This window comes from Sporolactobacillus laevolacticus DSM 442, from assembly GCF_000497245.1.
GTDB lineage: Bacteria > Bacillota > Bacilli > Bacillales > Sporolactobacillaceae > Sporolactobacillus > Sporolactobacillus laevolacticus.
In genome coordinates, this window is sequence record NZ_AWTC01000012.1 from 23,522 (window position 1) to 48,495 (window position 24,974).

Consider the following 24,974-nt stretch of genomic DNA (forward strand, 5'->3'; position numbering starts at 1 on the left):
ACGGAGAGCGTAGACACTACTCCATTAAGGACGGAGGAGTGCTGCTGGCACATCATTTTCAAATAACGGAGCTGAAAACATTTGTCTCACCTCTATAATCAACTGATTAATGACATTATACATCATGGTTCGTTTTTTGTGGTAAAACGTTCTACTTTAAGGAGAAGTGCAATCCACTTTGGAGTGAAACATTACAGGTTTGGATCGAAATCTACCAACTCTGGAGCGCACCTCTTTGTTCGGAGCGCTCGCCCATTCGTTCGGAGCACTTTCAGATTTAACTGATTAGCTTCGGCATTCTTGCTTGGATGATCTCTATTTAACAAGCTTAACAATCTGATCAGCAGCCTGAACAGCTGAAATGGTGCTGACATCAATCTTTTGCGTATTCATCTCTTTGTACAGCTTCATCCTAGCAATACTTCCCTCTATTGAATCAATGGTTCTTGTCCCTTTTTCTACATCGTTCATTATATGATCTCTAAGCGCAGCTTCGGAGCAGATTAATGAGATTTTGTGGAGTTCGTAGTCACCGCTCAATCGAGACAACAGATCATCAAAGATCTGCTCCTGATGGATCACCCAACAAAACACAATGTAGTGAAAGCCTGAATTCTTCAAGAATGCATTGAGCAGATGCGTAATGTTGTCTATGACCATGTTTTTATTTTCTTCCGTAAAGACCCATGGATTCATCTTCCAGCACCAGTCGCCATCAAGAAATACACTTGGCTCTAGCTTCTCGGACACGATTTCGGATACGGTGGTTTTCCCTACACCCATTGTTCCATTAATGATGATCAATTTTTTCATTGTGCGTCTCCTATTTGTAAATTTAATAAGCACACTCCATTTAATACCATTATAATGAACAATGCTTGCCCTGACGTGCTAATATTAGATTAACAGTGATTGAATTCGTAGTTTTTTACTCAGAATCACGAATGGAACGGAATAATGCTAGACGGAGGTTAATCATGTCGGAGAAACAGAAGGTTATCATTGTTGGCGCCGGTATTTCAGGACTGGCTGCTGTTTATTATATGAAGAAGAAAAATCCGGAGGCACAGGTTACTTTACTGGAAGCTTCTGACAGGATCGGCGGGAAGATCAAGACTGTGCGGCGAGATGGATTTATCATTGAATGCGGTCCTGAAGGTTATATGGCACGCAAGCCAACACTGACAAACCTGATCAAGGACATTGGCCTTGGCGATAAGCTGGTTCGTTCCGGCAGCGGTACCTACTACATTTACGTGAATCATCGGCTCAGAAAAATGCCGAACGGTTCCGTCATGGGGATACCGACCAAATTGCTTCCCATGGTTACAACTGGTTTAATCAGCCCGCTCGGAAAACTGCGTGCAGCTTTGGATCTGCTGATTCCGCGCGTTTATCAGGACAAAGACATTTCGCTAAATGAATTTTTCGAACGGCGTCTTGGGGCAGAACTGGTCACTAATATGATTGAACCCTTGCTGTCCGGCATTTACAATGGCAATCTATCGGATATGAGCCTGGAAGCGACACTGCCTCAATTTGCAGCTATTGAGAAGAAGCACAGAAGTCTGATTTTGGGCATGAAAAGCATTCAGCCGCCAAAGCAGGCTGGCGCATCGAAAAAAGCCGTGGGACGATTTTTATCCCTGTCATGCGGACTTGATGTCCTGGTAGAGAAGCTGGCTTCCTATGCGGACGAGATCAAGCTGAATACACCAGTACGCCGGATCGAATCTGGGAAGGTCACCCTAGAAGATTTCACTGAGTTGAAAGCTGACGCCATTATTCTGGCGACATCACCGAAACAACTTGGCCCGCTGCTTGATTTTCCCGAAGCTTGGAATCTGAGTAATGATAAGCGAACAACAACGGCAACTGTGGCTCTTGCTTTTAAAAAAGGTGAGGTAGAATCGCTGGATGGTACCGGTTATGTTGTATCCAGAAAAGAAGGATTGAATATTACAGCGTGCAGCTTCATGGATCATAAATGGTCCTACACCGCCCCGGAAGATTGCACGCTTATCCGCACCTACGTTGGGACGGCTGACAATGCGGCAATCGTTGGGCAAAGCGATGAAGAGATCGAGAAAAAAGCACTGGCCGATCTGAGAAAGATCGGAAAAATCGGGACACCTTTGTTCTCAGTCATCACCCGCCAGATCGATAATATGCCGCAATACACCATCAACCATAATCAACGTGTTCAAGTATTTGAAGAAGTTCTTGCGAAAATCAGCGGGATTTATGCATGTGGTGCTATTCTGCACGGCGTTGGTTTGCCAGATTGCGTGGATAATGCGATGCACGTATCCGAAGATGCTTCAAATAAATTGAAGAAAAACGAAGAAGCAGTAACAAATTCGTGATGATGTACATTGATAATCAGGGTGCAGCATGCTGGTCATTTTGTACCTTATCTCAAGAACGTTAACGAAGGCCCCGTATAATTCCCTTTTTAGGATTCATAAAATACAAGGCAACCCCGAAAAGAGTTATGATTCCGCCAACGAACTGTACCGGCACAATCGCTTCGTGTAATAAAATTAAGGCTAAGACCGATGCAATGACGGGTTCGGCAACAACAGACATCGATATCATTGTTGCGTCAACATACTTTAGGCTGATATTAAAGAGCATATGGCCTAATACGGTCGAAACAAGAGCAAGAAGAATGAAAACGAGCCAATTATTTAATGAGTAGCGGTACATCTCAACATTCGTGAACACATTGAATACGAGCAAACAAAGTCCTGCGATGAAAAATACAATAAAGCTGTAGGATTCCCCTGACATTTTTTTCATTAACTGTTGTCCAAACAACAGGTGGATCGCGTAAGCCGCAGCACCAAGCATTGAAAGGAAGTCTCCAAGCAATGCTTTTCCTGATAAACCGATGTCTCCCCAGGCAATAATCAAGGAGCCTAAGATAGCAATCACAAGACTCGTTATTCGTGCACCACTCGTTTTAGATCGATAGAACAACAACATGCCGACCATTGTGAATGCCGGTTGAAGTGTTAAGATTACTGTTGAACTTGCTACAGACGTTAATTTCAAAGATTCCATCCAAAATAAAAAATGCATGGCTAAAAACACTCCGGATAACATGAGTCGGATCCAATCTGACTTATTCAGTTTTCCATGAATGACGTACCGCCATGCACCGATCGGCAGCAGCATCAACACAGTCAGCAGCATCCGGTACATCGCGATGATCGATGCAGGCGCAGTTGACCATTTGACAAAGATCGCTGAAAAGGAAACAGAAAGGACACCCACCGTTAGTAAAAGATACGGTGACATAAAAACAGATTTTCGCAATCAAGAACTCTCCTTAAACAAAAAAAGTTCTTTTTCAAAGGATGTTTATCCTTTGAGTAAAGAACTTAAATTAATAACTCAATTATAGAACTTTTTCTAAAAAAGATTGAGTCCTTTTTTGGGTAGGCTTTTCAAAAATTTGCTCGGGGCTTCCTTCCTCAATAATCCGACCGTCTTCCATAAAAAGTACACGATCAGATACTTCACGTGCAAACCCCATTTCATGCGTAACAACAACCATTGTCATACCTTCTTTTGCTAACTTTTTCATTACATTTAAAACTTCCCCCACCATTTCAGGATCAAGGGCAGATGTTGGCTCATCAAAAAGCATAATATTAGGTTGCATGGCTAGGGCTCTTGCAATAGCTACCCGCTGTTTTTGTCCTCCAGAAAGTGTGTCAGGATTAACGTTTGCTTTCTCTCTAAGCCCTACTTGTCCCAAAAGATTTAGTGCTAAATGTTCTGCCTCGCCATTTTTTAGTTTCTTAATATACATAGGGGCAAGGGTTATATTTTTAAGGACACTGAGGTTTGGAAATAGATTAAAAGATTGAAACACCATACCAATATTTTCTCTAATTTTATTAATGTTAGCTTTTTTATTTGTGAGTTCGACCTTCTCTATCGAAATGGAGCCAGCCGTTGCGCTCTCTAATCCATTCAGACATCTGAGTAATGTACTCTTTCCAGAACCTGACGGACCAATAATACAAACAACTTCATTTTTTTTAACATGTAAATCAATATCTTTTAAAACTTCGTGGATCCCATAACTTTTTTTTAGGTTCTGAACTTCAATCATGATACCCACCTCTCAAGTCTGGATGATAGCAGCGTCAAGATTTCTATTACCATGAAGTATAATATACCAACCATAATCCACACCTGAAAAGCTTTGAATGATGAAGCGATTATGATTTGTCCGCTAGATGTAAGTTCTATTACCCCGATCGAAGAGAGAATTGAAGTGTCTTTTAATGAAATAATGAATTGATTCACCAATGGAGGAATCATCCTTTTAAACGCCTGAGGCAATATCACTTTCCTCATGGATACCCCATAAGGAAGTCCCAAACTTCTTGCAGCCTCCATTTGCCCACTGTCTATCGATTTGATACCCGCACGAATAATTTCTGAAATATAAGCACTAGCATTGATACCAATAGCAATGATCCCGGCTAGCATAGCATCCAATTTGAAATTTAAGACGCTCGGTAATCCGAAATAGATAAAGAATACCTGAACAAGAAGTGGTGTCCCTCTAACTAAATCGATATATAGTTTCGCAATTAATTTTAGAATTTTGTTGTGTCCGACATTAATAATTCCAAGCACTAATCCAATAATTACAGCAACGATGATGCCGACACTAATTATTTTTAATGTCAGTACCAATCCGGCCAAGAGAGCAGGTAAGCTCGCCTCAAACAGTTTAAAAAAATCCAAATTAAATCACCCGCTCTAAATTATTTAACTTTAATATATTTGCTAATAATTTTATCGTATTCACCATTAGCTTTTAGTTTTTTAATTCCATCATTAAATTTTTTGAGTAATTCTTCATTATTACCCTTTTTAACAGCAAACCCATAGTTTGCTTTATCAAATTTTCCGACCATTTTTATTCCCGAGTTTTTATCTACAGTCATTCGATAAGCGACAACTGGGTAATCAGTTAAGCCAATATCGGCATTATCATTTGCTATTTGTTGGAACAAGGCTGGTGCATCATCAAAGTATTGAATTTTAAAGTTATATTTTTTTTGATTTTTTTCAGCCCACGCTGCTCCAGATTCACCTTTTTTTACCGCAACCGTTTTATTAAGGAAGTCTTTTTCACTGTTAATTTTGTTATTGTCTTTATTCGCAAATGCCCCAACCCCTGACTCATAATAGCCATCAGAAAAGTCTAACGTTTTCTTTCTTTCATCGGTGATGAACATTGCTGCTAGAGACGCATCGACCTGGTTTGCTTGGAGAGCAGGGATAATACCATTAAAATTCATATGTTTTTCTTCATACTTGAAATGCTCAACCTTAGATACTGCTTTTAGTAACTCAACATCAATTCCAACCCATTTTCCATTCTCCTTGTACTCAAAGGGGGCATAATTCATATCCATAGCAATTACGTATTTTTTATCACTTTTCTTGCTGCTTCCCGATTGGCTTGAACATCCGGTAATTAATACGCTTATTACCAAAAACACAAAGATCGATATTAATCTTAATTTTTTTGTCTTCATTCTTATTTCCTCCAATGGATCATGTATTTTTTAACAGAGAGTGCATGCATTGTTAAATGAAACTCATTAATTTAGAACTTGTTTTATAATTAATTCACTATGGGATTGTTTATTTAACCATATAAGGGGTATCCCAAAGCAACAAATTTGTCCCAATTCCCTTTTCCAATGCCTTCTGGTAAATATCGTATCCAAGTGCCACATCAAAAACGGCCATTCCACATGCCACGAATATTATTTTTTCGTTTTTATTTGTTCTTCCTTCCTTTTCTTTTAAAATAACGTCTCCTATACTCGTTGATCGGATAAGTGGTTCAATTTTACCCTCATCGATCAGCTTATAGATGGGACCGCCAATAACTCCATCGTAATAAGCTTGTTTATCAACTGAAGTTTCTGCTTCTGCAACATAATTCTCATGAAGTTTCACATGATCATAGATAATTTTATTTGTTTCCCAAAATGCACGGTCAGCATTTGCCGGACCACTAAAAAGTATGATCGAACCTTTTTTAATCCATTCATTCTTTAAATAAAGTGGCTTGGCTCTAGAAGCCGCTATAGTCACAATGTCACTCTCTCTTAACGTCTCTTCCAATGAAGTACTTACAATTCCTTTAATGCCCAAAAATTCTGCTGACCAATCTGCAAGTTGTTGGGCTTTTTCAACAGTACGATTATAGAAAATCGCTTTCTTAATATTAGGTGCCTGCGAGACAATGGATTGATAACAGAATTTATTGATTGGACCGCAACCGATAACAGCACAAACCTCTGCATCTGGATTTGCCAGATACTTTGTTGCTACCGCAGGAATGGCTCCTGTCCTGCAAGCGCTGATAAGATTAGCCGACATCAAGCTTAAAGGTTCACCAGTTTCTTTATCATTCAACATTAAGGTTAATATTGATCTTGGTAGTCCTTTTTCTTTATTTTCAGCATTGGATCCGTACCACTTATTTCCACACACATCGAATCTTCCTCCCAAGTATGCCGGCATAGCCACAAACCTTCTATCTGGTCCTGCAACCGGCATATTTGGAAAAGGACTTCTCTGGGGAAATGAGACACCTAAGCCATGACTATTGTGATTACTGCCACCCATTAGATAGTCACCTTTACTTAATAAAGTAAATACTTCTTCAGCGATTTCAACATTTCTTTTTGTATCTAATACACCTGCATCAATCACGTTTGATTCTGACAGGTACAAAAATTCAGTCTTTTTAGGCACTATGCACTCTCCCTCTCTATTGTTTCTATCTAGAAAAATATGTTTTAATACAAAAAGAATATCATCATACTTTTTTACTGTCAATAATATATCGCTATTAAAGTCACAAATACTAACATTAAACTATATAATTTATATAATATCAGGTGATTAATAAGATTTGCTTTATGATTTTTATTGTTTTTGGCATTTTTTGTCATAAAACATAACACAAATCAGCCTAAATCTTTTTGCTAATTGACCAAATTGATATATCGCAATATAATTTTAGTATAAAATAATACAAATAGTATATTTAATTACAACGGAAGGCTGATGATAATGGGAAAAATACGAAATTATGACGATCTGATCTCACACGGATATAGTCATTCTCGTAAAATTATTCTTGATATAGTGAATAGAACACTAGATGAACTAGATGCTTATTCCAGAATGAAGCAAATCATTCATTTGGAAGATGATACCTTGATTATCGGGGAAAAAAAGTGGGACCTGTCTCAAAAGAAAAACATCTACCTTATCGGCGCCGGTAAAGCATGCAATGCAATGGCCAAAGCAATTGATGAAATTCTTGGAGATAAGCTGACAAAAGGCATTATTATTGTGAAAGTATTAGAAAAAACAGATGTATATAACAAAACAGAAGTTTATGTTGGGGGACATCCATTGCCCAATCATGAAGGATATCTTGCAAGTAAGAAAATTCTCCAGCTCGTTGATTCTGCAGATTCCGATGATCTGTTTCTTGCAGTGGTAAGCGGCGGAAGTTCTTCATTGATGAGTTGTCCAATTGACGGAATAACTCTCGAGGATGAAAAAGTAACAACGGATATCATGTTGAAATCAGGTGCCGGCATTTATGAAATCAACGCAATCAGACGGCACATATCACAAATGAATGGCGGAATGCTTGCAAAGCGCATCCAAGAAAAAGGCGCTGAGCTGATAGGGTTCGGAATCAGTGACGCCGTTGGTAATCCTCCGACACAAAATATCCGTATTCCATATAAAAATTATTCCAGTACACCAATAGGTCCGGATAAGACAACATTTGAAGACGCGCAACATGTTATTCAAAAGTACAATGTGCAGGATCGTCTTCCAAAAAGTGTTGTTGATTATTTGATGAACGCAGGACCAGAAAAAGAAACACCAAAAGAGTTCCCAGATAATACGTATTACTTAATTAACACCTTGCCTGATTCTGGTATTTATGCAAAAAAAATATCAGAAGAATTGGGAATAAAGGCTATTATTCTATCATCTTACTTGGAAGGTGAAAGTAAAGAAGCCGGGATCTTTTTCGCAAGTATCGCAAAAGAAATACAAGAATACGGAAATCCGGTGAAAGCACCCTGCATTGTAATTAGTACAGGGGAAACAACAACTGAGATTTTGGATAACCGCTTGATTAAAGGGCATGGCGGCCCATCTCAGGAATTGACAGCAAGCTTTGCAGCATCCATTGCTGCAGTTCCTGGTGCGTGCATGCTCTCAATTGATTCCGAAGGTACAGACGGCACAACACAGGTTGCCGGTGGAATTACAGACGCAACAAGTATGGAACAAGCAAAAAACAAGGGAGTGGATTTATTCTCCGCACTACGTTCACACTCATGTTATGAAGCGCTGTCCGAAATCGGAGATATCGTTATTACAGGAAACACAGGCACAAATGTTTGCGATCTAAATATTTTATATATTCCTAAAAAAGGAGAACAACTATGAAAATTAAACAGATTCTGGCTAGACAACTTTTAGATTGTAAAGGTAGGCCTATGATTGAAGTAGATGTCATTACTGAAAATGGATGTATCGGCAGAGGAAGCGCACCCACCGGATCCTCAGTCGGTATGTACGAAGCATTTGTTTTGAGAGACCAGGACGACTACGAATATCATGGAATGAGCGTGCATAAAGCGATTAGTAATATTATTAATATTATCGCACCGCAATTAATTGGCATGGACGTACTTGATCAAAAAGCGATTGATTACAAAATGATTCAACTAGATGGAACAGACAACAAGAGAAATTTGGGAGGAAACGCGATTTACTCTGTTTCTATTGCATGTATGAGAGCTGCAGCCAAAGTCAGAAAACAGGAAGTTTATCAATATATTTCACAAGATCATATCACACAGGTACCAGTTCCAAGCTTTAATGTCATTAATGGCGGCAAATATGACACATTCATTCAACCCTTTAATGAATTTATTATCATGCCTTATAAAGCCGAATCAATCTTCGAAGCGGTAGAAATGGCAGTTAATACTTTTCAAGAACTAGAGAAAGTACTTACAAAATATCTGGGCAAAAAACCAACCACTGCACCTTCATATGGATATGCCGCTCCTTCAGAAGATCCTGAAGTCGTGTTTTCCTTAATTCAGGAGGCCATCGACAATTGCCACTACACAGAAAAGATGGCGTTTGCATTAGACTGCGCATCAAGTGAAATGTATGACAAAGAAACCAATACTTATTTATTAAAAGGTCATCGGGTAACTTCAGATGAATTATTGTCCTATATGAAGGACCTTTCAGAGAAATTCAATTTTGTTTTCATTGAAGATTTGTTTGATGAGAATGATTGGCCTGCTTTTGTTAAAGCTACTAAAACACTGAACAGATGTATGATAATCGGTGATGATCTCATCGTAACCAACTCTGACAAACTCGAGTATGCTAATACAATGGGTGCCGTGAATGGCTTTATTCTGAAGCCTAATCAGGTTGGTACACTTACCGAAGCTTTGGCAACCTACGATTACGCCAAGAAGAATCATTTAATTGCTGTACCTTCCGGTAGATCCGGTGGTGTTATTGGGGACATTGCCATGGATTTTGCCGTGGGTCTGCAAGTCGGATTCATCAAAAACGGCGCCCCACGTTCGGGGGAAAGAATAGATAAATTGAATTATTTAATGCGCATTTGCAGCTTAAATCCAGAGATTAAATTGGCCGACCTTTCTCATTTAATTAAATTCGACTAAAAATTTGACAACATAGACGTTTTTCTATTTTTAACCTTCTTTTCTTATTAAATTTATACAATTGATATATTACTTTGACAAACGAACCTTATTTTGTCAAAGTAATATTTAGTTATAGACAACTATTAATTGGGTGAGTATATATGCCTATTCCAAAGATAAAAAAAGTGAATGATCATGGTGAATTATCATCAAAAGAAATTGTGTATCGAACACTGAAAAAATGGATCATTGAAGGTCAACTCTGTCCTTTGGAAAAATTGGATCACAATGAAATCGCAAACTATTTTTCTGTTAGTAGGACACCTGTCCGAGAGGCATTTCAATTATTAGAAACACAAAATTTGATACAATCTTATCCAGGAAAATCCACTGTCGTAACTGAATTAGAAGTAGATAACATTGACGAATTGTACCAACCACTGATCACCCTGCAAGGTCTTGCTATGTCATTATGCATTGATCGTTGCAGCGAAAACAATTTGGATCATCTTAATCAAATTAATGAAGAATTTAAAAGGGCAATCAGTTTGAGGCAGACAAACAATATTTTGAAAAAAGATCAGGAATTTCATAAATATTTAATCAACATGTCTGAAAACCAATATGTCATTGAGTTTTGTACGCTATTAATGGATCATGTATATCGACTTGAGTATCTTTTTTTTGAACATAATACTGATCTTCATAAATCCTATTTTGAACACAAGGATATTATAGAGGCTCTACAACGAAAAGATTCATACGCTTCACCTCAACTCGTTAAACAACACTGGAACCGAACATTAATGCTCATACAAACATTGACTAAGACAGAGATACAGTAACGTTTGATCCAGCAACCAGTCGATTCTATTTTTAAATTAATTTCATACAAGAAATTCCCGGAGGAAAAATGGAACATTTTACACAAAATGTAAATCAAAATTTCAATCAATTTACATCATCTCAAAAAAAAGTAGCTAATTATATCCTTGACCATCTTGAAACCGTCGCTTTCAGCACATTAGAGGAACTTGCTTTAAAAATCGATACCAGTACCACAACCGTTATACGATTCACAAAGGTCTTGGGATACAAAGGCTACTCAGAGATGCAAAAAGATATTCAAAATGGGATTAAAAATAAAGATACATTGCCCCACCGAGTAAGTGAGATAGGGGATATCCCAAGCAACCAGTTATTAAGAAGTGTTTTTAATAATGAGATCAATAATATACAAAAGACACTTGCTGCCCAATCAGAAGATGATTTAGATGAAGTGATAAAATTAATTATAGATGCTAAGAACGTTTATATTATCGGGATGAGAAGTTCCTTTTCTTTAGCATTCTACACAGCATCCAGATTAGGCCAAATTAAAGGACACACCCATCTTGTTCAATCATCGGGAATGACTTTTCCAGAAGAAATATCCGGAGCGAAAAGCGGAGATATTTGCATTGTTTTCTTATTTCCTCGCTATTCAAAGACCACGTCTACTTTGGTGTCGTCATTAAAAGAAAGCGGCGTAAAGATTATTCTATTTACCAGTCTAAATTATTCCATTCTCAAAGGTTACGGGGATATTATTATTCCATGTGCGGTTTCGGAAGTCACGTATAAGAATTCATTTGCAGCTCCGATATGCATAATTGATTATATCGTGGCGGCAGTACTTCAAAACAATCGAGATGAAGCTATTCAATTACTGGATAAAACTGAGAGATTACTTTCCCAGGGATACTATCTTGGATTGGTTTAAATTGAACGTAAGGGGATTCCCAATTCCCTTACGTTCAATTTTCATTCAGGCAGAAGTAACAAAAGCTAAAGATTATCCGATTAGATTATGCTTTTTAAGCCAAGGTTCTGATTTTAACATCATAATTATTTGTAAGTCCTCTTTTCTTTCATTGATAAAATAAAAATTGTACTAATGATCAAAAGTGCTCCAATATAATCAAAAAAGCCAAAGGAAACATGAAGCCATACTACCGATAGAATTGCTGCAGACAGTGGTTCGGCTGTTGCCAGTATACTCGCTTGAGCAGCACTTAAATAGTTCAGACTTTCTAGATAGCAGAAGAATGCAATCAATGTTCCAAAAATAATGATAAAGGCAATAGGTGCAATGGAATAAAGCGAAAATTCCCCAGTAATGATCCATGGCGGATGAACAAAACTTAAACCCACTCCGCCAATAAGCATGCCCCACCCGACAATAACTACGGAACCCCACTTGCTGAGCAGCTTTCGAGGCTGCAACGTGTAAAAAGCTGCTGCGAGAGCACAACTCAAGCCCCAAAATAGGGTTAAGCCGGAGATCGACAAACGGTGGATATTACCGTGCGTAACCAAAAAGAATGTGCCTAAAACAGCTAAACTAACCGCAGTTATTTCCTTAACGTTAGGTAGCCTTTTTAAGTTAACGGCTAAGTAACACGTAATGATTACAGGTCCTAAGCTTTGCAGGACCGTCGCTGTTGCGGCATTGCTATGCTTAATGGCCGCAAAATAGGCGTACTGAACACCGAGCATTCCTATTAAGCCAAAAAGTATAATGCTTATTCTTCCAGATTTATCTGCCCAAATGCCCCATATTCGGGACCTCTCTTTTTTGTAGTAAAGTCCCAACAGTAAAACACCGGACATCAACATTCTTAATACCGATAACCATTCCACATTAACCTTTAAATGTTGAAAGAGAAATTGAGCGACTGTTCCTGAAACGCCCCACAGAATAGCTCCTGTCAGAACAAGTGCCACTCCCTTGATCCTAGAATAGCTTTTAGTCTCATAAAGTGTTGCCTGTGTTTGTTTTTCCATCGTTCATCCCATCATTAACCATTTGATTTATCACTCTTGTCACTGAAAATGTAATATAATTATATTGATATATAGTTTTTTATTCTACAAAAATATTAACGTAATCTATCGCTATATTGATGGGAAGAGAAATCATGCAGATAAAAGATATACCTATTGACCAAAATCATAGAGAAATAACGCTGCATGGCAGCTATGAATTTCCAATGGCGGTTTATCTGGATCAGCTGGATAGGAACAGCTTAGGCTTCGTCAATTGGCATTGGCATGATGAGATTCAGTTTTCACTAGTTACCAAAGGTGAAGTTGAGTTTTGGGTGAACCAAAGATCCTACAGATTAAAAGCAGGTCAAGGTCTTTTTATCAATAGCGGCTATCTACATATGTCTAGGCCTGTTTCAGAGCCCGATAGCACTTATATTTGTATTGATGCCGATATTAAGCTGCTGTCGTTTTTCCCGGGAAGTGCCGTAGAGCAAAACTATATAAAACCTTATCTTAAGCTTAGCGGCTTTTCGGAAGTCATTATAGATGGTGAAGCGGAGTGGCACAAGGACATTCGAGCAAAAATCGTAGAAGTTTATGAATTATATACCCAAGAGGCTTTCGGTTATGAGCTGGACATATGTATGCTACTTGCAGCGATGTGGCGGACGCTCATCTCAAATCAGAAAAACCGACCAGAGATAACCACAAATGAATACGTGGACCAACAGCGGGTAAAAACGATCATGTCCTACATTCATGAGCATTACATGGAAAAAATAACACTTCAAGAACTAGCAGACATTGTTCATATCAGCAAAGGTGAATGCTGTCGTTTCTTTAAGCGTATTGCCAAATGCACCGTGTTCGACTATCTCAAGAACTACCGAATCAACAAAAGCATAGAATTGCTGCAAACGACAGAACTGACGATTAGCCAAGTTGCTGATTCCGTCGGATTCGGCAGTACAAGTTACTATATAGAGACCTTTAAGAAACATGTGTCATTTACTCCTAGAGAATATAGGATGAGCATGTCTATTCCCCAAAGGTAAACAAAGTTTAATAGTATTAAAGCCTTTGAATTGATTGGGTTGCAGAAAAATTAGAATTCCTTTGTCATAAATACGCTGTTTGGATCCGCTTTGTAATCCGAAAACGGCTGACAGAAATGGAATCCGAGATTTGCGTAGAGTTTTCTGGCCGGTTCGAAAGCATCCATTGAGCCCGTCTCCAAACTTAACCTCTGATACCCGCGTTGCGTGGCCACTTCGATGATGTGCTGGAGGATCTGTCTCGCAACGCCTTTTCTTAAGTGCGCCGAAGATGTTCGCATGGATTTAACTTCCCCGTGTTGATCATCAAGCTCTTTAAGCGCTCCGCAGCCAAGCAATTCTTCCCCGTCCCATGCACTCCAAAAGGTTATTTCCGGTTTTCGCAAAGCATCAAGATCCAGTGCATGGATACTTTCCTTCGGAGAGTTTTTCTCCATGCCTTGAAGATGTTCTCTAATCAATCCGATCACTTGAGTTCCGGTTAAATCATCTCTTTTTATCTTCATAGATATCCTCCGCAGGATTATTATTTTGTTTCTTGTTAAAGAAAGTAGACCAATGGGACGGGCGAGAAAGCAAGCGCGGCAATTTTGTGCGTGCATCTCCCTTCGCCGAACTAAGTTGAGCTTGAGTGAGAAAAACACTCCCTGTAAGATCAGCTCCACTAAGGTCAGCGTCTCGTAAATCAGCACCTATAAAGTCAGCTGCTCTCAAATCAGCATCACGGAGATCAGTGGCAATGAGGTATGCCCCTCTTAAGTTCGCTCCTTTGAGATCAGCGCCACTAAGGTTCGCACCCATAAGATCAGCGCCCCTACGATCGATTCGCTTACGCTTTCTTGAACCCTTTTGCTGCTGTTGCGATTCCTTCCATACAAGTTCACTTGTTTTTATAAGTAACGCGTTTACTTCTATTCGGTGTGACGGAATGTCTAAATCCATAAGTGCGTTAGGACTAAGTTGAGTCAACCGTTCTGTCTGATCAAGTGCGGAACAAAGTGCTTCTTGAATCGGAAGAGTCGCTTTCATCGTGAGCGCTTCATTCAGATACCAAAGCATCTCATGGAGTTGAAGCATAATGGGAAACACTTCGAACATTTCCTTGGCCGTTTCCGGACCTTCATGCCAGCTGACTCCTCCGAAAGTGACTTGAGAAACCTTTTGCCCGGCACCGAAGCAATCAAAGGCGGTACATCCCTTGAATCCCTGTTGTCTGAGCTTTTCATGAATGCTGCAGCGATAATCCGATTGCAGATTGGGGCAGGGTTTACCGGCATCTTTTTCGATTGCAAAATCTGCTGACGCTGAGAACGGCAGTGCAACACAACATAAACCGAAACAGTTTCCACAATCAGGACGTAAGTTGCTGCGACTCCTATCACGCTTTGGATTTGTATAATCCTTGTTCTCAAACACGAGGTGTATCTCCTTTATTTCCATATAATTCGAATGATTTTAGGCTCTTTTTTCGTTACCTCAGTCCATTTGCTACCATTAATACTAGCATTGATCTTCTCGCAGTCAATCATCGGATTGGCCTATACTTTATCAGATCCGGTGTACGGCAAAATGTCTCAAAAACAATGTTTCTGAGACATTAACTCTATACGTGATTCAAAGATTATCTATGTTGCGTACTGACAGTAGAGTCTTTAATCGATTTTTTTCTGACCCTCTTGTCAGTAAACAATCCAAGGAATGAAGAGGCGAGGAGAATAATGCCGGCAATCATGAAATCCTTATCAAAAGCCTCTGCAATTTTGTCATTTTTTATTGACTCAATATGTTTCATCGCTTTTTGCATCGCTTCCGCTTGACCAGTAAGAGCAATCCCTTTTTTGAGCTGAGCACTGCCGTGTTCGAGTTTTGCCCCGGCTGCTTCCAAATCATGACCGGCTGAAACAAGCGTTGTATTCTTTTTATCCTGATTTGCCATTTGCTGAAGCTTTGCCTCAAACATCTGTGCATTTTTTACAGAAGGATCCGTTCCCACTGTATACAACGTTATCAATCCGGTAAGATTGGCTATGCCTTTTTGCAGCTGGTCCTTCTTTTTGCCTGTTGCTACCTGATAATCGGATACTTCCTGAGCAAGTTCTTCCCGATAAAGTGTTAATTTCTGTGTAGACATACGGTCATTTCTGATTATAAAAAATAGAGTCTGATTGACGCCCATTGCGTACGTCTTCACATATTTTGAAAGAGACTGTGCTCCGTTTTGCATCCTGTCAGCACCATCATACAATTTCCGAAGCGTCTGGTTATCAGAAGGATGGGATTCATAGGAAGACGCAGTTAATGCCTTTTTTATATCTTTCTTCATTTGGTTTTCTAAATGAGTTTGGTTCTTAGAACCCGAATGAGCTGAAACCCGTTTCATGTCCCCGATTGCAACGCTCTTTACTGAAGAAGCCACATCCAATTGTCGAATGGTATGAATGGCTTCATCCCTGATCTCCGTTTTTGCATCGGAAACATGCATATCCAGGATACTGACAAGCAGTGCAATGCCGATACATGTACCAACCTGACGCGCAGCATTTACAATCCCTGAACCAATCCCGCTTTTCTCCTCTGGCAGGTACTTAATCGCTGAAACCATCGCCAAGCAGGAAAAGCCGAACCCAAGCCCAAAAATAATCATTTCAATGATCATTATCGGTTTGGACGTGTCAACATCCAGCCGTGCCAATAAAAGTGTGGCAACCCCCATAATGATAATACCGAGAACGTTGACCGGCCGAAAACCAAATTTGCTGGAAATTAGATTTCCGAGTGGCATCGCAATGATGATGGTCAGTGATACCGTCATCACAATATAGGCTGCTTGGAGCGGCTGATAATTGAGCACATTTTGCAGGAAAAAATTGAAAATCAGCGACGTCGTCACGATACCAAACCCTGAGATCATATAAACCGCTGAGGATGCGGTGAAGGTTAACTCACGGAACAGATGAAATTCAATCATCGGTGCCTTGACTTTTGCTTCGACGAAAAGAAACAAGGCGAGACTGACGGCCGTACCAAGAAACATTAGGACAATTGTCGGTGAATGCCAACCATAGTCATTGCCCTTCAGCAAACCAAACGTCATCAGAAATAATGCAGCAGTTAAGAGCAACATTCCGGCAAAATCCACACTCTTCGATACGGTTGTGTCATAGGACTCTCTTGTGAAGAAGACAATCAATACAAAGGCAATCACGGTAAAAGGTACATTGACAAAAAATACACTCTGCCAGTTGAAGTAATGTAGAAGTACACCGCCAATCAGTGGACCCCCTGCAGCCGCTAACGCGGTAACTGCCCCCATTGCACTGGAAACCATGCCCATTTTCTTTTTGCCAAACAAAGCAATTCCCATAGGTATTGCCACGGGCATTAGGATCGCACCGCCAAGTCCCTGAATAAACCGCACAATAATTAGGAAAAGCAGTGACTGAGAAAAACCGCATAATGCCGAACTGGCACCAAACAAAAACAAACCAACGAGCATTACCTTTTTTCTGCCAAACTGATCGGCCAGTTTTGATGCGGTAATCGTAAAGATGGACAGCGCCAGTACATAGATCGTGCTGATCCAGCTTGTATCGCTCAGATTCGCATGAAAATAATCCGTAATATCAGGTAAAGCAATGTTAATGATCGTGCTGTCCAGAATTCCCATGAACATGGCAATGGATAGAGCGATGAAACCAACGATCGTTTTCCCCTTACTCATTTTGAACCTCCACAATATCAAATATGAAATCACATTCATATTATACTTGTTTTTTACACTTGTAAATAAAAATATGAAATTACATTCATATTGACAGCAATCTTAATGGTTATTAAGATATAAAAAGAGCACAACTTTGGAGGTATCATTCGTGGAAAAAAAGAATGTCCGTATCCCACAGCAACAACGGTCAATCCAGAAAAAAAGGCGTATTATGGATGCCGCCTACCGTACGTTTACAAAAAAAGGCTATTTCAGTACATCCACTGCCGACATTGCTAAAGAAGCAGACCTCTCCGTTGGCAGTATCTATGCTTACTTCGCAGACAAAAAAGATATTTTGCTTTCCTGTATGGAACAGTCTGCCAATGATCTTCACGAACATATCCGAACTGAACTGAATCGTATCCCTGAAGATTACGATATCTATGAAACGACCAAAAAAGTGCTGCAAATAACCATAACTTTTCATAAGCGTCAAAGCTTACTCTATCATAATGAAATTACATCCCTTCAGTACCGTGACACAGATGTTGCTAACTTTTTCGTCCAAATTCAAGACCGAATGGCCAAAATGGTCACCAAAATTGTTGAAGCACATGGCTATACGTTTCCACAACCGCGCGAACAGTTTTTCCTTCTTTTTCGTATGTTTGACACGCTTCAAGACGAGTTAGCCTTCAATCAACGACCTGATTTAGATCATACGATTCTTCTGGATGAAGCCGTACAACTGATTGTCAGCATGATTACACGAGTAAAAAAAGATAATCAATAAATGTTTAAATTAAGATAACTCAGTTTATTGCAATTGCACCGATCCCAAGTTTCCCATTGTTTTGGGACGCAAATAAGCCGAAAGGATGTAGGGAGTAATCCCACATCTTTTCGACTACGAGGCTTGCCTTTTTTTACTTATTTGGCTCCCCACTGGATTTTCGCCCGATTGAGGTGTCCGCCTCGAACGCATGTGAACTACATCGGCATTAAAATGCCGAGCTTCTAGGAACATTGCACACTTGTCCAAAAAATGGGTAGAGGTCACAACTCTTTTACTAAGGCTCGTCCCAAGCCAGTAGGTGATGTTTGTGGCAACTTGGTTTTCGTCTTAATGAGTATATTATAGAACGTACGATCGCTTTTATCAATGAGGTCGCCTGAGACACTGATTCATCGTGGTAATCAATTACCGAGTTTTCTCAGTTGGCGACCTGTATAAATATAACCGATTAAAAGCAATGAGCCAAAAATCAAGGATACGCTTGTCCATTGCCCGGCTGTCCACTGCAGAGCATAGCGCGGTGAATCTCCACGAAGATATTCCAGCATGAATCTGGCAAATGCGTACAAGATGTTATAGATGAGGAAATGGCTACCTGCAGGCAGTCTCTTATTCCGCAGGATAAGTAGTACCGCAAAAATTATGAGATCACATTGCCCTTCCCAGATTTCAGCCGGCCATAGAGGCTGTGATCCATAGCGGTCATAAGCCATTGTCCCTTCCGGATAAACAATACCAAATCCGGAACCGGTTGGCGATCCGAAGGCGTCTCCGTTTAAGAAGCAAGCGATCCGTCCAAGCGCTTGTCCCAATATCACTGCCGGAGCAAGATAATCTGCATATTCCCAAAACGACAGTTTTTTCCGCCATGCATAAATGACGATCCCGATTGCTCCACCGACAATTGCGCCCATGATCGAGATTCCACCGTTCCAAATCGCAAAAATTTCTGTTAGATGCTTGGAGTAATAGCCCCATTGAAAGAAGAATACATGCCAAATCCGCGCAAAAATTAGTGCACCAATAATTGCATAAACGCATGAATCAAGCAGATGCGCTTGATAAATTGTGTTCTTCGTCAAAAAGTACGCAACACCAAGGGCAAGCAAAACGGCAACGGCGATAATCACACCATATGAGTGAACGGCAAAACCACCGATTTCAAACAAGGTTACTCTCACCAACATTCTCCTTTCTCTTTAGCAATTGAAATTCACATAATAATATCATAAAGAATAATTAATCAGCAAAACCGATTGCTAGATCTCGGAATTGTGGAGTGGATGTTCTCTAGCTTTAATCATAAATTATAATGACCGCCATTACGCGGTCTATTTTGGCTCATTATACTTTTTGTTTGGCACTCTGAAGCAGATATCTTTTTATGCCCGTCCTTCACTCTTGGCTTTTAGATGTCACTGACTTCATTTATTAGCGCGTCGTCCCATCTCCAATCGCTGACGTCCAGTGCTTCGGCAAGATGTTTCGGTTGACTGGCACCAACGAGTGCCGTAGTTACACCTGGACGATTCAGAATCCAAGCAAGTGCTAATTGAGACATACTGCGATCCAGACGTTTCGCCAACTGACTGTATTTTCGCACCTTCTCAAAATTTTGCTCAGTGAAGTAGCGGAAAATTAACTTCTCACCGCTTGCTGCACGGCTTTCTGTCGGATATTCGGCACTCTCTGTATATTTTCCCGACAGCATCCCCCTTGCCAGCGGGCTGTAGACAAGCAGGCCTATTCCTTCCGATTGACAGTAGGGAAGAAGCTCCTGCTCCGCTTCTCTTGAAAGGAGATTGTATTGTGACTGTGACGAGATAAACGCCGACAGTCCGGCTACTTGGCTGATTTTCCGTGACTTTTCAATCTGCCATGCGGCAAAATTAGAACAACCGAAGTACCTAATCTTGCCTTGACGTACCAGATCCGTTAGCGTCTCGAGTGTCTCTTCAATCGGCGTTTCTTCATCAAAATAATGGACCTGATAAAGATCGATGTAGTCGGTTTGCAGCCGGCGCAGAGAATCTTCAACAGCTTTCATAATATGTATCTTTGACAGCCCCTGATCGTTAACACCACGACCTGTCGGAAACCCAACCTTAGTTGCAAGAATCACTTTGTCTCGCCTGTGTTTTAAAGCGCGGCCAATAATTTCTTCAGAAGCTCCGGTACCAAATCGAAATGCTTCATCCTGCCCTTTCCCATAAAAATCTGCCGTATCAATGAGATTAATCCCTCTATCTAATGCAAGGTCAATAATCTCACTAGATGCTTTTTCATCAATCCAGCGTCCAAAGGCCATTGTGCCTAGAGCAATCGAGGATACTTTAAGTCCGGTCCGACCAAGATTTCGATAGATCATTTTAGTCCCATCCCTTCATCGATTTTTGCGATTTCATTGGATTCATTTTAATAGATGAGTAAATTCAGGCGCACACTTGGATGGCAGAAATCCAATGAACGAATACTCGGCAACCTCATGAATCAAAAATGGATCGTGCTTTGCAATTTCCTGAGCTTCCTCTAATGTCGCGTCCATTAAAATTACTCCGCCCGTTCGTGGATTCCTTCTTCCGGAAGCGATAAATTTTTTCTCGTTATAATAATTGTCCAAATAGCTATTATGTTGCTGCAGATATTTTTCTACTTCTTGAATGGGTTTTACATAAGTAAGAATTGAAATAATCATAGCTGTCATCCTTTCGTTTCATATTTGAAACTAAGTTTCTTATATGATACAACTAATATAATTGTTTGTGATTAACACTGTCAAGGGATGATAATTATGGAGAATCAAGAACTGTTCGTGCCTTCTGTCCATTCTTCTTTAGAAATATTAGAGTGGCTTTCAAAAGAAGAGCATAAGTATTCAACACTAACGGATCTATCTAATAACTTGCACATAAGCAAAAGCACCTGTTTACGCATATTAAAAACATTAACGGCGAAAGGTTATCTTTCCTATAACTCTGATTCAAAGAACTATAGTTTAGGATTCTCACTCATTCCATTAGGGATCAGGTCACAAGAAATCAACGACCGTATTGGCCGAGCAATTGCTTATTTGCCCCAAGTGGCAGAAGACACCGGGATAACTGCTGTATTAGTTAAAAGGATTGATCATCGGCTGATGTATATCGGCAAGCAAGAGCCGCTTCAAAAAATCAGGCTGACGGTTACTGTTGGGGAAACTTTTCCGATACATGTAGGCGCGTTGGGGAAATGCTTCTTGGCCTATTTAGATACTGCAACAAGGGCAGCATTATTAAGTGAGTACACGACAAATGGCACGTTTCCAACGTATACCGATCATTCATTGACTCACCTTGATCAATTGCTTGAGCAGATTGATCAAATTCGACGAGAGGGCGTTGCACAAAGCAACGGAGAATATAACGTCGGAATCAATGCCGTTGCCTGTCCCATCTTTGATGAAAGGAAAAAGATTATTCTTGTGCTAGGTGGCTTCACACTTAATCCCATTCAGGATACAGACAAATGGGAAGAAATGAAAAAGAAAATGATAAGACACGCACACAAAATATCAGAGTTGATAATCTAAACAGATCGTTTTTCTCATGATCCCTAATTCAATTGGATTTCGTTCACACTTCATGATTTCCCGCTTTCATTCCCGGCGCAAAATTCCGGCTTTGATCAAGCGGTTTTTCTTTAGCAGTGATCACTTCCGGTTGCAGGCAGAATACTGCGGTCGCACTTCCAAGAGATGAGCGGTATTTCTCAACATGGTTTCGTGACAAGGCCCGGTCATAATATCCGGGAACATATTTATCAAGTAATCTTTGCATCACTTCTGTCGCTTCATCCCAATCGGAGATGTGCGTGACTTCACCAAATACCATGACACTCATATAAGCGGTGTCTGTGTGCGCTGGTACTGGATGTGCCATGGTCCCGTATTCTTCACAAACTGTAAAACAGATCTTGGCATTGGCTTTCATTAAATCTGCCTTTTTGCCCTCACTTGCCCCGTGAAAATAGATCTTGTTGTTGTACCAAACAAAATTCAATGGAACGACATAAGGATATTCCTCATCAGAAAGTCCTAAAAAACCAATCCTAGCCTTCGTCAAAAATTGACTAATTTTCTCTTGATCACGACATTCGAACATCTGTTTACGCAATGGACGCATATTATTTTCCACCTTTTCTGTCATTTATCGTTTATAATGTTTATTATAAGAACAGTTGTATCTTTTAAAAGATACAGATTCCTAGTTTTAGACCAGTACAGAGGTGGGAGAAACGTGGAAATCATTCCGAAGCTCGACGATCGTTTAAAGGATTCATTATATATTCAGCTTTATCGCTATTTTAAACATGAAATTGAGCAATTTACCTTTGAAACAGGCATGCGCCTTCCATCCATCCGCTATCTTGCAGACCGATTAAATGTAAGCAACACCACTGTACAAATGGCTTATCAACAGCTTCTCGCTGAAGGATATATTGAAAGCAGGGCACGCAGCGGTTATTTTATTGCCGAACTGGACAGTGATTTTATTGAATCAACCGTAACTCCATGCACAAAACTTTCCTCTGAGGATTCTTCTGAGCAAAAAGAAAAGCACATTTTATACGACTTCTTTATGTCAGACATCGATACCGATCATTTTCCACTGGCTAGTTGGAGGAAGTATGCGAACAAACTGCTAAACTCTGAACATAAGGATGTGCTCAAATATGGAGAATATCAGGGTGAGTTGGGCTTAAGGAAGGCTTTATCTGATTATCTGCACCGGTCTCGAGGTGTCCATTGTACTCCGGAGCAAGTGGTTATCGCTTCAGGCACCCAATCTATATTGCATATTCTCTATCAACTTATAAGGTGGAAAAATAAGCGTTTAGCTATGGAAGACCCGGGCTATCAAGGCGTTCGGCGGTCTTTACAAGGGCAAGATATAAAACTGGTGCCAATCCCGGTTGAGAAGGATGGTCTATCCATTCGTGAATTTAAAAAGGTTCAAGCAGATGCAGTCTATATTACGCCTTCCCATCAATATCCTCTTGGTATGGTCATGCCGATCGCAAAAAGAATTCAACTGCTTGCCTGGGCCAATGAGCAGGAGAGCTGGATAATTGAGGATGATTACGATGGGGAATTTCGTTATCGTGGGAAGCCGATCCCTTCATTGCAGGGGATTGATGAACATAGCCGCGTGATTTACATCGGCACTTTTTCAAAATCCCTAATGCCTGCGATCAGAGTGAGCTATATGGTCCTTCCTCCAGCTCTTCTCGAAACCTATAAACATCTTGAATGGGGGCAAACCGCTTCACGGCTTCATCAACAAACGTTAACCTTGTTTATTGAAAATGGAGAATGGGAGCAACACATTCGTAAAATGCGGACACTATATAAGAAAAAGCAAGCGGTACTCCTTGAAACCATTAAGTCAGTGATGGGAGAACATGTACATGTGAGTGGGCAGAATGCGGGGTTACATATCGTCCTTCACGTGAAGAGCAATTGTCCTGCCGACACACTCATCGCATGTGCCGAAAAAGCGGGTATAAAAGTATACGGTACCTCTTCCTACCTAAATCAGAACAAAACTTCATGTTCCCTGCCTATCTTACTTGGATTCGGCGGGTTATCATTGAATGATATAAAGCAAGGCATTAAACTATTGCACAAGGCTTGGCTGCCTTATTACAAATCATCCGAGCAGTGCAGTGTGACACCTTAATTTCACAAACAGTTAACCAAACTTTTCTTTACGTAGGATGATCACCAAAAAGTGAAACTTTCAGGGCACACAAATATTTAAAAGCGATATTTTCCTTTAGCTATCTGTAAAGCTAAAATCACATAATACAGGCAAATGATCAGAAGGATAGATGCCTAACTGATTATCGGCAAGAATTCCATAGAGTAGAATCTTGATCCTTCCCACTCCTCGATAAAAAACATGATCGATTGCTCGGAATATCCGATCATGTTTTTGCTGTAAGCTCAACAAATCTGTCGTATATTGATGCATCAAGAAACGATGATAAGTAAAAGGTAAGCCATAGCAGATTGTCTCTTTTGCTGTCGAAGCATCTATAAAGCCAGAATGCAAAATCTGTTCGTAGGCAGGAGATTGTTCCGGAGAGTTGAAATCCCCACACAGAAATATTGGGCAGTTCGGCTCAACCAAGGCTAATTCATTGTTGATTACATTCGCACTATTAGCATTTGCTAGCTTACCAATGTGATCATAATGAGTATTTGCAATTACCAAAGAGTGGTTGGATGCTTGATGTTTTAATTGCTTCCAAACGACCGTTCGAGGTTTTTTAGCATCCCACCCGATACTACCTGCAATATGCGGTGTTTCAGATAACCAAAAATCTCCTTCACCTTTTAGGGTAAACATATCTTTGCGATGAAATATAGGCACTTGTTCACCATCTAATTTTCCATCATTACGTCCGATACCAAAACATGCATATTCCGGAAAACATTCCGCTAGAAAAGCCTTTTGATGCTCTAACGCTTCCTGAACACAGAAAATATCCGGATTATAATATCTCAATAATGATACAATCTGTTGACAACGACAGTCCCACGAATAAGGGGCATCCGTACGTCGGTCGACAAGTATGTTAAAGGTCATCAATCGGATGGTGGTATTTTTTTGCTCCATATTAAATTCATCCTCTACAATCGGTGTTCGGTAATATACAGGAAGCTAAGCTATAAACAAAAATGTCATTTATCATTTTGTGGAAGCTATTTTACCGGGTCTCATTGCTTGCTAAGCTTTACTTACAACTGAGGCTTTAGAGGCACCTAAGTTTACTAATAG

Annotated in this window: 24 protein-coding genes; 9 read left to right on the forward strand and 15 right to left on the reverse strand. The window is 40.1% G+C overall.

The window, feature by feature from the left end; all coding sequences use genetic code 11:
• Positions 1–315 precede the first annotated feature (315 nt).
• Complete coding sequence (locus P343_RS30635; RefSeq protein WP_023510681.1) at positions 316–813, reverse strand: AAA family ATPase; 498 nt, start codon at positions 811–813, stop codon at positions 316–318.
• Positions 814–977: 164 nt separating this feature from the next.
• Between P343_RS30635 and hemG the strand changes: the two genes are divergently transcribed.
• On the forward strand, positions 978–2,366 hold the full coding sequence (gene hemG / locus P343_RS30640; protein ID WP_023510682.1) for a protoporphyrinogen oxidase: 1,389 nt from the start codon (positions 978–980) through the stop codon (positions 2,364–2,366).
• A 61-nt stretch (positions 2,367–2,427) separates the two neighbouring features.
• Here hemG and P343_RS30645 read toward each other — a convergent pair whose 3' ends face one another.
• From P343_RS30645 to P343_RS30655, 5 genes are all read right to left on the reverse strand, one after another.
• The gene (locus tag P343_RS30645) at positions 2,428–3,321 is read right to left on the reverse strand and encodes a DMT family transporter (RefSeq protein WP_023510683.1); all 894 of its coding nucleotides are present in this window, start codon (positions 3,319–3,321) and stop codon (positions 2,428–2,430) included.
• 82 nt (positions 3,322–3,403) lie between these two features.
• Positions 3,404–4,126: an amino acid ABC transporter ATP-binding protein gene (locus P343_RS30650; RefSeq protein WP_023510684.1), complete on the reverse strand. Its 723-nt coding sequence runs from the start codon at positions 4,124–4,126 to the stop codon at positions 3,404–3,406.
• Complete coding sequence (locus P343_RS0118950) at positions 4,123–4,770, reverse strand: amino acid ABC transporter permease (RefSeq protein ID WP_031264059.1); 648 nt, start codon at positions 4,768–4,770, stop codon at positions 4,123–4,125. The genes P343_RS30650 and P343_RS0118950 overlap by 4 nt, the downstream gene beginning before the upstream one ends.
• A 20-nt stretch (positions 4,771–4,790) precedes the next feature.
• Positions 4,791–5,570: a transporter substrate-binding domain-containing protein gene (locus P343_RS0118955; protein WP_031264060.1), complete on the reverse strand. Its 780-nt coding sequence runs from the start codon at positions 5,568–5,570 to the stop codon at positions 4,791–4,793.
• Positions 5,571–5,679: 109 nt separating this feature from the next.
• Positions 5,680–6,804 (reverse strand): tyramine oxidase subunit B, encoded by a 1,125-nt coding sequence (locus P343_RS30655; protein WP_023510685.1) that lies wholly within the window; start codon positions 6,802–6,804, stop codon positions 5,680–5,682.
• Between the two features lie 321 nt (positions 6,805–7,125).
• Between P343_RS30655 and P343_RS30660 the strand changes: the two genes are divergently transcribed.
• From P343_RS30660 to P343_RS30675, 4 genes are all read left to right on the forward strand, one after another.
• Positions 7,126–8,535 carry a glycerate kinase type-2 family protein gene (locus tag P343_RS30660; RefSeq protein WP_023510686.1) on the forward strand — a complete coding sequence of 470 codons (1,410 nt, stop codon included), beginning with the start codon at positions 7,126–7,128 and terminating at the stop codon, positions 8,533–8,535.
• Positions 8,532–9,803 (forward strand): phosphopyruvate hydratase, encoded by a 1,272-nt coding sequence (gene eno / locus P343_RS30665; protein ID WP_023510687.1) that lies wholly within the window; start codon positions 8,532–8,534, stop codon positions 9,801–9,803. The genes P343_RS30660 and eno overlap by 4 nt, the downstream gene beginning before the upstream one ends.
• A gap of 143 nt (positions 9,804–9,946) precedes the next feature.
• Positions 9,947–10,630 carry a GntR family transcriptional regulator gene (locus P343_RS30670; protein ID WP_023510688.1) on the forward strand — a complete coding sequence of 228 codons (684 nt, stop codon included), beginning with the start codon at positions 9,947–9,949 and terminating at the stop codon, positions 10,628–10,630.
• Positions 10,631–10,698: 68 nt separating this feature from the next.
• Positions 10,699–11,547 carry a MurR/RpiR family transcriptional regulator gene (locus P343_RS30675; RefSeq protein ID WP_023510689.1) on the forward strand — a complete coding sequence of 283 codons (849 nt, stop codon included), beginning with the start codon at positions 10,699–10,701 and terminating at the stop codon, positions 11,545–11,547.
• A gap of 125 nt (positions 11,548–11,672) precedes the next feature.
• Here the strand turns inward: P343_RS30675 and P343_RS30680 are convergent, their stop codons facing one another.
• Positions 11,673–12,611: a DMT family transporter gene (locus P343_RS30680; RefSeq protein WP_023510690.1), complete on the reverse strand. Its 939-nt coding sequence runs from the start codon at positions 12,609–12,611 to the stop codon at positions 11,673–11,675.
• Between the two features lie 134 nt (positions 12,612–12,745).
• Between P343_RS30680 and P343_RS30685 the strand changes: the two genes are divergently transcribed.
• Entirely contained in the window at positions 12,746–13,651 is a 906-nt protein-coding gene (locus tag P343_RS30685; protein ID WP_023510691.1) for an AraC family transcriptional regulator, read from the forward strand.
• A gap of 50 nt (positions 13,652–13,701) precedes the next feature.
• Here P343_RS30685 and P343_RS30690 read toward each other — a convergent pair whose 3' ends face one another.
• The 3 genes from P343_RS30690 to P343_RS30700 form a co-directional block, all read right to left on the reverse strand.
• Complete coding sequence (locus P343_RS30690; protein ID WP_023510692.1) at positions 13,702–14,157, reverse strand: GNAT family N-acetyltransferase; 456 nt, start codon at positions 14,155–14,157, stop codon at positions 13,702–13,704.
• Entirely contained in the window at positions 14,138–15,067 is a 930-nt protein-coding gene (locus P343_RS30695) for a pentapeptide repeat-containing protein (protein WP_023510693.1), read from the reverse strand. The genes P343_RS30690 and P343_RS30695 overlap by 20 nt, the downstream gene beginning before the upstream one ends.
• Before the next feature lie 205 nt (positions 15,068–15,272).
• The gene (locus tag P343_RS30700) at positions 15,273–17,372 is read right to left on the reverse strand and encodes an MFS transporter (protein ID WP_023510694.1); all 2,100 of its coding nucleotides are present in this window, start codon (positions 17,370–17,372) and stop codon (positions 15,273–15,275) included.
• A gap of 151 nt (positions 17,373–17,523) precedes the next feature.
• On the opposite strand from P343_RS30700, the gene P343_RS30705 reads away from it, so the two are divergent.
• Positions 17,524–18,150, forward strand: a complete 627-nt coding sequence (locus P343_RS30705) for a TetR/AcrR family transcriptional regulator (RefSeq protein WP_023510695.1) — start codon at positions 17,524–17,526, stop codon at positions 18,148–18,150.
• Between the two features lie 404 nt (positions 18,151–18,554).
• On the opposite strand, the gene lgt is transcribed toward P343_RS30705, so the two are convergent.
• The 3 genes from lgt to P343_RS30720 all read right to left on the reverse strand — a co-directional run bounded on the left by lgt (position 18,555) and on the right by P343_RS30720 (position 20,848).
• Complete coding sequence (gene lgt / locus P343_RS30710; RefSeq protein WP_023510696.1) at positions 18,555–19,340, reverse strand: prolipoprotein diacylglyceryl transferase; 786 nt, start codon at positions 19,338–19,340, stop codon at positions 18,555–18,557.
• A gap of 221 nt (positions 19,341–19,561) precedes the next feature.
• Positions 19,562–20,521 carry an aldo/keto reductase gene (locus P343_RS30715; RefSeq protein WP_023510697.1) on the reverse strand — a complete coding sequence of 320 codons (960 nt, stop codon included), beginning with the start codon at positions 20,519–20,521 and terminating at the stop codon, positions 19,562–19,564.
• Positions 20,522–20,563: 42 nt separating this feature from the next.
• Positions 20,564–20,848, reverse strand: a complete 285-nt coding sequence (locus P343_RS30720) for a YciI family protein (RefSeq protein ID WP_023510698.1) — start codon at positions 20,846–20,848, stop codon at positions 20,564–20,566.
• Between the two features lie 96 nt (positions 20,849–20,944).
• Between P343_RS30720 and P343_RS30725 the strand changes: the two genes are divergently transcribed.
• On the forward strand, positions 20,945–21,721 hold the full coding sequence (locus tag P343_RS30725; RefSeq protein WP_023510699.1) for an IclR family transcriptional regulator: 777 nt from the start codon (positions 20,945–20,947) through the stop codon (positions 21,719–21,721).
• A gap of 43 nt (positions 21,722–21,764) precedes the next feature.
• Here the strand turns inward: P343_RS30725 and P343_RS30730 are convergent, their stop codons facing one another.
• A complete protein-coding gene (locus P343_RS30730) occupies positions 21,765–22,313 on the reverse strand; it encodes a pyridoxamine 5'-phosphate oxidase family protein (protein WP_023510700.1) in 549 nt (182 codons plus the stop codon).
• Between the two features lie 114 nt (positions 22,314–22,427).
• On the opposite strand from P343_RS30730, the gene pdxR reads away from it, so the two are divergent.
• Positions 22,428–23,870, forward strand: coding sequence for a MocR-like pyridoxine biosynthesis transcription factor PdxR (pdxR, locus tag P343_RS30735; RefSeq protein WP_023510701.1), 1,443 nt, complete (start codon positions 22,428–22,430; stop codon positions 23,868–23,870).
• A 96-nt stretch (positions 23,871–23,966) separates the two neighbouring features.
• Here pdxR and P343_RS30740 read toward each other — a convergent pair whose 3' ends face one another.
• A complete protein-coding gene (locus P343_RS30740) occupies positions 23,967–24,812 on the reverse strand; it encodes an endonuclease/exonuclease/phosphatase family protein (protein WP_023510702.1) in 846 nt (281 codons plus the stop codon).
• Positions 24,813–24,974: the final 162 nt, after the last annotated feature.